The 9861-nt window shown below is 74.5% G+C and carries 10 protein-coding genes; 5 read left to right on the forward strand and 5 right to left on the reverse strand.

Annotation, left to right across the window (positions count from 1 at the left end; translation table 11 throughout):
- Nucleotides 1–12: 12 nt before the first annotated feature.
- Both ACFXHB_RS17820 and ACFXHB_RS17825 read left to right on the forward strand, forming a co-directional pair.
- A complete protein-coding gene (locus tag ACFXHB_RS17820; protein ID WP_380575246.1) occupies nucleotides 13–570 on the forward strand; it encodes a TetR/AcrR family transcriptional regulator in 558 nt (185 codons plus the stop codon).
- A 186-nt stretch (nucleotides 571–756) separates the two neighbouring features.
- Nucleotides 757–1230: a nuclear transport factor 2 family protein gene (locus ACFXHB_RS17825; protein WP_380575247.1), complete on the forward strand. Its 474-nt coding sequence runs from the start codon at nucleotides 757–759 to the stop codon at nucleotides 1228–1230.
- A gap of 85 nt (nucleotides 1231–1315) precedes the next feature.
- Here ACFXHB_RS17825 and abc-f read toward each other — a convergent pair whose 3' ends face one another.
- The 3 genes from abc-f to ACFXHB_RS17840 all read right to left on the reverse strand — a co-directional run bounded on the left by abc-f (nucleotide 1316) and on the right by ACFXHB_RS17840 (nucleotide 3655).
- Nucleotides 1316–2950: a ribosomal protection-like ABC-F family protein gene (abc-f, locus tag ACFXHB_RS17830; protein WP_380575249.1), complete on the reverse strand. Its 1635-nt coding sequence runs from the start codon at nucleotides 2948–2950 to the stop codon at nucleotides 1316–1318.
- A 124-nt stretch (nucleotides 2951–3074) separates the two neighbouring features.
- Nucleotides 3075–3209 carry a hypothetical protein gene (locus tag ACFXHB_RS17835; protein ID WP_380575250.1) on the reverse strand — a complete coding sequence of 45 codons (135 nt, stop codon included), beginning with the start codon at nucleotides 3207–3209 and terminating at the stop codon, nucleotides 3075–3077.
- A gap of 59 nt (nucleotides 3210–3268) precedes the next feature.
- On the reverse strand, nucleotides 3269–3655 hold the full coding sequence (locus ACFXHB_RS17840; RefSeq protein ID WP_380575252.1) for a VOC family protein: 387 nt from the start codon (nucleotides 3653–3655) through the stop codon (nucleotides 3269–3271).
- A gap of 237 nt (nucleotides 3656–3892) precedes the next feature.
- Between ACFXHB_RS17840 and ACFXHB_RS17845 the strand changes: the two genes are divergently transcribed.
- The 3 genes from ACFXHB_RS17845 (at nucleotide 3893) to ACFXHB_RS17855 (ending at nucleotide 7962) form a co-directional block, all read left to right on the forward strand.
- Complete coding sequence (locus ACFXHB_RS17845) at nucleotides 3893–5095, forward strand: MFS transporter (RefSeq protein ID WP_380575254.1); 1203 nt, start codon at nucleotides 3893–3895, stop codon at nucleotides 5093–5095.
- Nucleotides 5096–5443: 348 nt separating this feature from the next.
- A complete protein-coding gene (locus tag ACFXHB_RS17850; protein ID WP_380575256.1) occupies nucleotides 5444–6523 on the forward strand; it encodes an AI-2E family transporter in 1080 nt (359 codons plus the stop codon).
- Nucleotides 6524–6786: 263 nt separating this feature from the next.
- Nucleotides 6787–7962 carry a macrolide family glycosyltransferase gene (locus tag ACFXHB_RS17855; RefSeq protein WP_380575258.1) on the forward strand — a complete coding sequence of 392 codons (1176 nt, stop codon included), beginning with the start codon at nucleotides 6787–6789 and terminating at the stop codon, nucleotides 7960–7962.
- Nucleotides 7963–8030: 68 nt separating this feature from the next.
- Here ACFXHB_RS17855 and ACFXHB_RS17860 read toward each other — a convergent pair whose 3' ends face one another.
- Both ACFXHB_RS17860 and ACFXHB_RS17865 read right to left on the reverse strand, forming a co-directional pair.
- Complete coding sequence (locus tag ACFXHB_RS17860) at nucleotides 8031–8762, reverse strand: hypothetical protein (protein ID WP_380575260.1); 732 nt, start codon at nucleotides 8760–8762, stop codon at nucleotides 8031–8033.
- Nucleotides 8763–8776: 14 nt separating this feature from the next.
- Nucleotides 8777–9861, reverse strand: a 1085-nt coding sequence (locus ACFXHB_RS17865) for a bifunctional lysylphosphatidylglycerol flippase/synthetase MprF (RefSeq protein ID WP_380575261.1), incomplete at its 5' end; no start/stop codon positions are given.

Consider the following 9861-nt stretch of genomic DNA (forward strand, 5'->3'; position numbering starts at 1 on the left):
GGAGCTGGGTGCATGGAACGTGACGCCGAGGCGACCAGGCGCAGACTCGTCGCGGCCGGCCGGGCCGAGTTCGCCGCGCACGGGCTGAACGGCGCCCGGGTCGACCGCATCGCCGCCGCCGCGCGGAGCAACAAGGCGCAGATCTACCACTACTTCGGGAACAAGGCCGGGCTGTTCGACGCGGTCTGGAACGAACTGGTCGAACAGATCGTCGTGGGCGTGCCGCTCGACGTGGACGACCTGCCCGGGTTCGCGGCCGGCCTGAGCGACCTCTACGCCGAGCACCCGGAGATCCCCCGGATCGTCACCTGGCAGCGGCTGGAGCACGGTGACGCGCTGAACGAGCTCGGGATCTCCGAGGTGCGCGCCCGGAGCGCCGCCATCGCCGCGGCGCAGGCCCGGGGTCTGGTCTCGACCCGGTTCGAGCCCCAGGTCCTGTTCGCCCTGCTCGTCCATGTCGCGATGCTGTGGGCCGCGGCCAACCCCGAGGTGCTGGCGGTCGCGGACCTCGCGGACCGGGCACGGCGCCGGGAGATGATCCGCCGGGTGGCCGCCGCTCTGGTGGAGTGAGTCCGCCCCGGGGGCGGAACCGGTGCGCCGGTGCGCCGGTGCTCCCGGGGCGGGGGCATCGGCCCGGTCGACCTCCCGCGGCACCGCTCGCCCGCCGGTGCGGCCGAGGAGCACCGGCGCCGGGGCGGAGCCGACCGACCTCCGCGACCGGCGCGTCGACGATCACGAGTCCCCTAGGGAGAGCGCATGCCCGCGTCCGACCTTCCGTCCATTGATCCGCACGCGAGCCACCGGGCGATCGGGAACCTGATCGCCCGCTACGCCGAACTCGTCGACGACGGTGACCTGGTGGGCCTCGGCGTCCTCCTCGCCGACGCCGGCTTCACCGGGAGCGGAGCGGCGGTGCGCGGCCGCGAGGCGATCGAGCGGATGTTCCGCGACACCCTGATCCTCTACGCCGACGGGACCCCGCGCACCCAACACCTCACCACCGGCATCACCGTCGAGGTCGACGAACGGGCGGGCCTGGCGGTCGCGCGCTCGAACGTCACCGTCCTGCAGGCCCTGCCCGACTTCCCCCTGCGGACCATCGCCGCGGGCCGCTACCGGGACCGCTTCGAACGCCGGGACGGCCGCTGGCGGTTCGCGGAGCGCCAGGTCCGCATCACCCTGCTCGGCGACCTGAGCCGCCATCTGCGCCGGACCGCCGCACCCGGGTGACCCCGACCCCGGACCGCGCCGGCCGGCGTGCCCTGGGCCGGCCGGCCGGCCGGCCCGGGACGCGCGCGGCGGCGCGGACTCCGGCTCACACCGCGGGGCCGCCGGTCTCCCGCAGGGTCCCGTCGGCGAGCCGCAGCCAGCGGTCGACCCCGATCGCGGCCAGGAACCGCTCGTCGTGGCTGACCACCAGGAAGGCACCCCGGTACGAGTTGAGCGCGCTCTCCAACTGGCCCGCGCTGACCAGGTCGAGATTGTTGGTCGGCTCGTCGAGCAGCAGCAGCTGCGGGGCCGGCTCGGCGCACAGCACGCAGGCCAGGGTCGCGCGCAGCCGCTCGCCGCCGGAGAGCACCCCGACCGGCAGGTGGGCCCGGGCGCCGCGGAACAGGAAGCGGGCGAGCAGGTTCATCCGCTCCGCCTCGGGCCGTTCGGGGGCGAACGCGGCGAAGTTCTCCGCCACCGTGCGGTCCAGGTCCAGCAGGTCGAGGCGCTGGGAGAGGTAGGCGATCCGGCCCTCGTTGCGGGTGATCCGGCCGTCGTCCGGGGTGAGGTCCCCGGTGACCAGGCGCAGCAGGGTGGACTTCCCCGTGCCGTTCGGGCCGGTCAGCGCGATGCGCTCGGGGCCGCGGACGCTCAGGTCGACACCGCCGTCGGCGAACACGGCCCGTGCGCCGTGGCGCACCTGCAACCCCTCGCCGAGGAAGAGGTTGCGCCCGGCGGGGACCTGGGTGTCGGGCAGGTCCAGGGAGAGGCGCTGCTCCTCGCGCAGGGCACGGCCGGCCTCGTCGAGCCGGGCCTTGGCCTCGCCGACCCGGTCCGCGTGCACCTGGCCCGCCCGGCCCGCGGACTCCTGTGCGCCGCGCTTCATGGTGCCGGCGAAGATGCGGGGCAGGCCGGCGCTCTTGAGGTTGCGGGCGGCGTTGCTCGCACGGCGGTCGGCGCGTTCCCGGGCCTGCTGCAACTCCCGCTTCTCCCGCTTCAGTTCCTGTTCGGCGTTGCGGATGTTCTTCTCGGCGACCTCCTGCTCGGCCCGCACGGCCTCCTCGTAAGCGGTGAAGTTTCCGCCGTAGAAGCGGAGTTCGCCGCTGCTGAGCTCGGCGATCTGGCTCATCCGGTCGAGCAGCGCGCGGTCGTGGCTGACCAGCAGCAGACAGCCGGTGAAGTCCGCGAGCACGTCGTAGAGCTTGTGCCGGGCCTCCGCGTCGAGGTTGTTGGTCGGTTCGTCGAGCAGCAACACGTCCGGGCGCCTGAGGAGTTGGGCGGCGAGGCCGAGCGAGACGATCTGGCCGCCACTGAGGGTGGCCAGGCTGCGGTCCAGGGCGAGGTGCCCCAGACCGAGCCGGTCGAGCTGGGCGCGGGTGCGCTCCTCGATGTCCCAGTCGTCGCCGATGGTGGTGAAGTGCCGCTCGTCGACGTCGCCGGCCTCCACGGCGTCGATGGCCCGGACGACGTCGGCGACGCCGAGCACCTCGGCGACGGTGAGACCGGCGCTCAGGGGGAGGCTCTGGCGGAGGTGGCCCAGCTTGCCGGTCACCGTGAACGAGCCCTTGGAGGGCCGGAGTTCGCCGGCGATGAGCTTGAGCAGGGTGCTCTTGCCGGAGCCGTTGGGGGCGACCAGGCCGGTCCGGCCGGTGGGCAGGGTGAAGGACAGGTCGTGGAAGACCGGGGTGTCGTCCGGCCAGGCGAAGGAGACGTTCGAGCAGACGACGGCGGCGTCGGACATGGAGGTGACCTCGAAGGAGACTGGGGGCAGGACGCAGAGCTCTGCCCTGGGCAGATACGGGAAAGGGGTGCGACGAAACGGACCACTTCGGCTGCGGCGCTTCTGAAGCACCGGCCGGTGGCCGTCAGATCCGGATCTCACCCGGAGATGTCGTCGTCACCCGCCACGTCTGCCACTCCTCGATCACACCAAATTCCGGTCGTACGCAGCGTAACAGGTGGCCCTCGCCGTCCGCCGACATTTTCAGCGGGCCTGCCACGGCGGCTCCTTGCGGCGGCCGGACCCGCGGCCCGGCCGCCGCAAGGAGCCCCCGGGCCGCTACCGCCGGGCCACGAGCTGGATCAGGTTGCCGCAGGTGTCGTCCAGCACCGCCGTGGTGACCGGGCCCATGTCCCGCGGCTCCTGGGTGAAGCGCACCCCGAGCCCGCGCAGCCGCTCGAACTCCGCCCGGACGTCGTCCACGGCGAACGAGGCGGCCGGAATGCCGTCCTCCACCAGCGCCGTCCTGTACGGCCCCACCGCACGATGGCGGTCGGGCTCCAGCAGCAGCTCCGTCCCGTCCCGGTCCTCCGGCGAGACCACGGTCAGCCACCGGTCCGTGCCCAGCGGCACCTCGGTCTTCTTCACGAAGCCCAGCACCTCGGTGTAGAAGCGCAGGGCCTTGTCCTGGTCGTCGACGAAGACGCTGGACAGGTGAATCCTCATGATGTGCTCTCCGGTGCGTCGGGTCTGAGCGGCCGGTGTGCGATCCGCTCCGGGGGTTCGGGGCCGGGACGTCCGGTCCCGGGGCGCCGTGACGGGCCGGTCCCGAGTATTCCGGACCGGCCGGGAGCCGGCAGGCCGGCGGGGCCGCCGGCCCCGCCCCCGACGGGTCGCGGCCATTCGGCGCAGCCCGGCCCGCTCGGCGCGAGGTCGGCGCGAGTGGGCGCCTACGGTGGGCGGATGACCGATCGTCGGAACGCGCGGCCCGCCGCCGGCCGGCTGGGCTACCTCGGGGCCGCCGCCGCCTTCGCCGTCTGCATGGCGGGCACCACCCTGCCCACCCCGCTGTACGGGCGGTACCAGGAGGAGATCGGCTTCTCCGAACTGATGGTGACGGTGGTGTTCGCCGTCTACGCCTTCGGCGTGATCGGCGTCCTGCTGTTCGTCGGCAACGTCTCCGACTCCGTCGGCCGCCGGCCGGTCCTGCTCTGCGGCCTGGCCCTCGCGGCCTGCAGCGCGCTCGCCTTCCTGGCCGAGGGCGGTCTGCCGCTGCTCTGCCTGGGCCGTCTGCTGTCCGGCCTCTCGGCGGGCCTGTTCACCGGCGCCGCCACCGCCTACGTGCTGGAGCTGGCCCCGCCCGGGCGCCAGGCCCGGGCCGGTTTCGTGGCGACCGCCGCCAACATGGGGGGCCTGGGCTGCGGACCGCTGCTGTCGGGGCTGCTCGCCGAGTACGCGCCCGACGCCCTGGTGCTGCCGTTCGTCGTGCACCTGGCGCTGCTCGCCGCGTCGTTCACGGTCGTCTGGTTCCTCCCGGAGACCGTCGACGGGGCCCGGCCGCTGCGCACCGCCCGGCCGCGGCGGCTGTCGGTGCCGCCGGAGGTCCGCGGGGTGTTCGTCCCGGCCGGCCTGGCCGCCTTCGCCGGCTTCTCGCTGCTGGGCGTCTTCACCTCGGTCAGCCCGGCCTTCCTGGCCGAGAGCCTGGACGTGCACAACTCCGCCGTCGTGGGCCTGATCGTCTTCACGGCCTTCCTCTCCTCGACGCTCGGCCAGCTCCTGGTGCCCCGGCTCGGCACCGCGCGGGCGATCCCGCTGGGCTGCCTGGTGCTCATCGCCGGGCTGGCCCTGCTGGCCGTCTCGCTCGCCCGGACCACCCTCCCGCCCCTGGTGCTCAGTGCCGTGGTGGGCGGCGCCGGCCAGGGCATGGGTCTGCGCGGCGCGGTGGGCGAGATCGCCGCCGCCGCTCGCGCCGAGCACCGCGGCGGGGCGCTCTCGGCGCTCTTCGTGGTCGCCTACTTCGGCATCTCGATCCCCGTCATCGGGGTCGGCCTGCTCACCGAGCCGCTGGGCCTGGCCGACGCGGGACTGGTCTTCGCCGCCTGCATGGCGCTGCTCGCCGCCGTCGCCGCGGCCTACCTGCTGCGCCGGGCCCGTTCCGCCGGGTGACCCGGCCGAGGGGCCGGTCGGCTCGGTGGTCCTCGGGCGGTGGTCCTCGCTCGGTGGTCCTCGGGCGGTGCTTCTCGGCCGGTGGGTCCGTCGGCGTGAGGCCCTGCCGGTGGGTCCGTCGGCGCGGGAACCGCCCGTGCGACACTCCACCCGCTATCCAGGATCCATGGCGCCTTCGCACCCCAGCAGTCCCCGGTCCCACGGCCGGCCCCCGACCGCGGGCGGCCGCCCGCCCCACGGCGGCGTCGGTGCCGGCGGCCCGGCCCCCGCCCCCGTGTCCGCCCCCGTGCCGGCCCCCGCCCCCGCGCCCGGGGCGGGCCGAGCGGCGGACGGCGGTGCGGCGTGCGGGTGAGACCGCCCGGACCCCGCCGGCCGGGCGCCGCGGCGGACCGGGCCGGCGCGGGCCCGGCACTGCGCCGGCTCTCCGACTACGCGTGGCGGCTGCTCGTCGTCTCGGTGGCCGCCTACCTGGTGCTGACGGTGCTGGGCCAGTTCCACCTGATCACGCTGGCCGCCTTCCTGGCCCTGGTGATCACCTCGGTGGTCCGGCCGGTGGTCGACCTGGCCGGCCGCGTCGTCCCCCGTCCGCTCGCCGTCCTGATCGGCCTGGCGGTGGCGATCCTGCTGCCGGCCGGGCTGCTCGCCCTGATCGGCGAGAACGTGGCGGACGACGTGTCACGCCTGGCCGGCCAGTTCCAGGGCGGCCTGGACCGGCTGGAGAAGCTGCTCGAAGGAGCGCCCTTCCGCCTCGACCCGACGACCTTCGACGACCTCCAGCGCAAGATCTCCGACTTCGCCTCCCAGCACCGCTCGACGCTGATCAGCACGCTCGTCAGCGGCGCCCACCGGGCGTTCGAGGTGGCGACCGGCGGGGCGCTGGCCCTGTTCATGTCGGTGTTCTTCCTGCACTCCGGGGAGCGGATGTGGCGGTGGACCGCCGATCAGCTGCCGACCGCCGCCGCCGGCCACCTCGACCGGGGCGGCCGGGCGGCCTGGCGGACCTTCGCCGGCTACACCCGGGGCATCTTCGTCGTCGCGGCGAGCAACGCGATCATGGTCGGTATCGCCCTGTTCCTCCTCGGCGTGCCGCTCGCCCTGCCGCTCACCGTGCTGGAGTTCCTCGCCTCCTTCGTCCCGCTGGTCGGCTCGCCGGTCGCGATGCTGGTCGCCTCTCTGGTGGCGCTGGCCGCCAAGGGGCCGGTGACCGCGATCGTGGTGCTGCTGCTGATCGTGGTGATCGGCCAGATCGAGGGCCATCTGCTCCACCCGCTGGTGATGAGCCGGGCGGTCAGCCTGCACCCGGTGGTGGTCGCGGTCGCGGTCCTCGCGGGCAGCATCGCGGCCGGGGTGATCGGCGCCGTGGTCGCGGTGCCCGCCGTCTCGGTGGTCTGGTCGGTCTACGCCGAACTGCGGCGGCCGGTCCGGTGACGCGCGCCGGCGTCACCCGGCCGGGCCCGGCGCCGGTCGCACCGGCCCCCGGGAAAACGCCGTGCGCGGCGGCCCGGCCGCGGGCTAGGGTCCCGGGCATGTGCTTCCACCAGATCTACGGCTGACACCGGGCGGGGCAAGGCCCCCGTCCGCCTCGCGCACACCCCTGTGACGCCGTCGCGGCGTGGCGTCCCGCCGCGGCGACGCGCGCCCGGGTGCGCCGTGTCCTCCTCCCCGTAGACCTGGAACGAGTGTGATCCGCCATGTCCCGTCGCCGTGCCCATATCGCGATGGTCGGTATTCCCGCCGTCAGCCACATCCTGCCCAGCCTGGAGATCGTCCGGGAGCTGGTGGCCCGCGGCCATCGGGTGACCTACGCCAACGACCCGGCGGTGGACGGCCTGATCTCGCCCACCGGCGCCGAACCCGTCCGCTGCGGCTCCGTGCTGCCGGTGGCCGACAACACCTGGCCCGACGACGCCGTCGCCGCGATGGACCTGTTCCTCGACAACGCCGTCCAGGCCCTCCCGCAGCTGCGCGCCGGGTACGACCACGACCCCGCGGACCTGTATCTGTACGACATCGGCGCCTACGCCGCCCGGGCCCTGGCCGAGGCGCAGGACCGGCCGGTGCTGCAGTTGTCCCCGACCTTCGTGGCCTGGCAGGGCTACGAACGGGAGGTGGGTGACCACCTGCGGCAACTGCCGGGCGCCGACGCCCACCGGGCGAAGTTCGCCCGGTGGCTGGCCGGGTGCGGGGCGTCCACCACCGACGTGGACGCGTTCGCCGGCCGCCCGGCCCGGGCGCTGGCCCTGATTCCCCGCATGATGCAACCGCACGCGGACCGCGTCGACTCCGACGTGGTGACCTTCGTCGGCGCCTGCCACGGCCCGCGCGGGCGCGAGGACGGCTGGACACGTCCGGCCGGTGCCGAGCGCGTCCTGCTGATCTCGTTGGGCTCGGCGTACACCCGGCGACCGGAGTTCTACCGCCGCTGCCTGGCGGCCTTCGGCGACCGCCCGGGCTGGCACGTCGTGCTCCAGATCGGGGCCCACACCGACGTGCGGGAGCTCGGCGTCGTCCCGTCCAACGTCGAGGTGCGTTCCTGGGTGCCCCAGCGGGCGATCCTCGACGAGGCCGACGCCTTCGTCACCCATGCCGGCATGGGCGGCTGCGGCGAAGGGCTGCTGGCCGGGGTGCCGATGATCGCCGTCCCGCAGGCCGCGGATCAGTTCGCCAACGCCGACCGGCTGGTGGAGTTGGGCGTGGCCCGCCGCATCGACACCCCGGATGCCACGGCCGAGGCGCTGTGGACCGCGCTGAGTGAACTCGTCGCGGACCCGGAGGTCACCCGCCGTTCGGAACGACTGCGGCGCGAGGCGCGGTCCGAGGGCGGCACCGCGCAGGCCGCCGACCTGATCGAGCGCATGCTGGGCTGACCCCGGCCGGGGGTCGGCCCGTGCGGGGGCGGACGTCGGCGACCGCGGGCCCCGCGGTCGCCGGCCCCTCAGCGGTGCGGGGTGCCGCCGATGAAGTCCTTGAGGGCGTCGAGGCGGGTCCGGCGGTCGGGCGGGTAGCGGCGCAGGGCGCGTCCGGCCTTGCGCGAGCCCGGGCGGTAGCGCCAACGCGCCCAGGGGGAGTCCGGTTTGGCCAGCCGTAGGACGCCGACCAGCCCGACCACGAGGGGGACCAGCAGGCCGATCACCCCGAGCGCCGTCTTGCCCTTGAGGATCGTGCCGACGCACAGGGCCAGGTTGACGAGCATCAGCCCGGCGAAGACCGCCTGGTTGGCCGCGCCGCTGCCGATGTCGGAGAACGGGTTGAACCCGGCGACCAGCAACAGGCCGACCCCCACCGCGAGGAACGCCGCGTCGACCGACTTGCGGCCCTCCTTCGCCCAGTAGACGTCCTCCAGGTGCAGCCAGAGCGCGAACTCGTCCACGGTCAGCGCGCCGCCCGCGCCGAACAGCACGGCCAGGATCTGCGCCCCGGGGGTGCCCGGCCGGTACGAGAACTCGATCGCGCCCGCCACCAGCATCGCGAGGATCCCGTACACCTGGTGGTGGACATGGGTGCCGCCGACCGCGACGTCGCGGAACGGTCCGCGGCCCGCCCTGATCAGCCGGGTGACCACCCGGGTGCCGGTGAAGGTCAGCACGAACGCGCCGAGCATCCAGAGCCCGAGACCCTGGTTGGGGACGGTGATGACCACCTCGACCTCGACTGCCGCGCCCCGCACGGGGGTCCGTCCCGTCAGCCGTGGTGCGCGGGGACCCGGAGCAGGTCGCGCACCGTGGCGGAGGGCATGTAGCAGCGCAGCAGCGACAAGCCGATCCGCGGCAGGTCGGCCTCGTCACGGTAGAGCAGGAACATCGGCTCGTAGCGTGGTTGGAACTTCGCCTTGAAGGAGTGCAGCGAGCGGAAGCCGTAGTACGGCTCCATCGCCGCGCCCAACTGGTCGAGGATCCGGTCCAGCACGGTGGGCGTCCGGGCGGGGCCGGTGCGGGCCAGCGGCGCGCCGGAGAGCGAGAGGTAGCCCGCGCCCTCCTCCCGCAGGGCCAGGCAACTGGAGGCGATCATGAACTCGACCACCGGCCGGAACCCGTCGCGGCGACGGCGCATCATGTCCAGGGTCCAGCCCCGCGGCACTCCGTCCGTCCCGTACACCGGCATCCACGACGTCACACCGTGGAGGTGCTCCTCGCCCTCCAGGGCCAGCCCGACCCGCATCCGCGGATCCATCGCCTCCTCCACACCGCCGAGGGTGAAGCCCATCTCCGGCAGGCCCATGTCGCCGACCCACTCCTCGGAGATGCCGCGGACCTGGGACAGGATCGGGCGCGGCTGCTCGGCGAGCGAGACGAGCCGGTACTCGACGCCGTCCTTCTTGGCGCGGTTCAGGGCGGTGCGCACGTCCTGCCAGGCCTTGCCGCGGAACTCCAGGTCCGGCAGGTCGATCACGGTGTCCTCGGCGACCTGGACGGACCGCCAGCCCAGCCGGTCGGTGGTCTCGGCGGCCCGGGCGGTGGCGGAGAACAGGCACGGGACCAGCCCCGCGCGGTCGCACATCTCGGCGAAGCGGGTGATCGTCCGGGCCCGGTCGGCCTCCGCGCCTACCGGATCGCCCAGGGCGACCGCGACGCCGGCGTGCGCCCGGTAGGCCACGTAGCTCCCGCCGTCGTCGGTGGGGAAGAAGTAGGAGTTGTCCGGCCAGGTGGTCATCCAGGAGAGGTTCTCCCCGCCCCGGCGCACCAGCAGGTCCGCGGCCCGGGCGCGCGGGTCGTGGTCGGCCGGCGTCGCGGCCGGCGGCGCCGCTGCCCGGCCGCCCGGCACGGGGG

Source organism: Kitasatospora sp. NPDC059327 (assembly GCF_042752535.1).
Lineage (GTDB): Bacteria > Actinomycetota > Actinomycetes > Streptomycetales > Streptomycetaceae > Kitasatospora.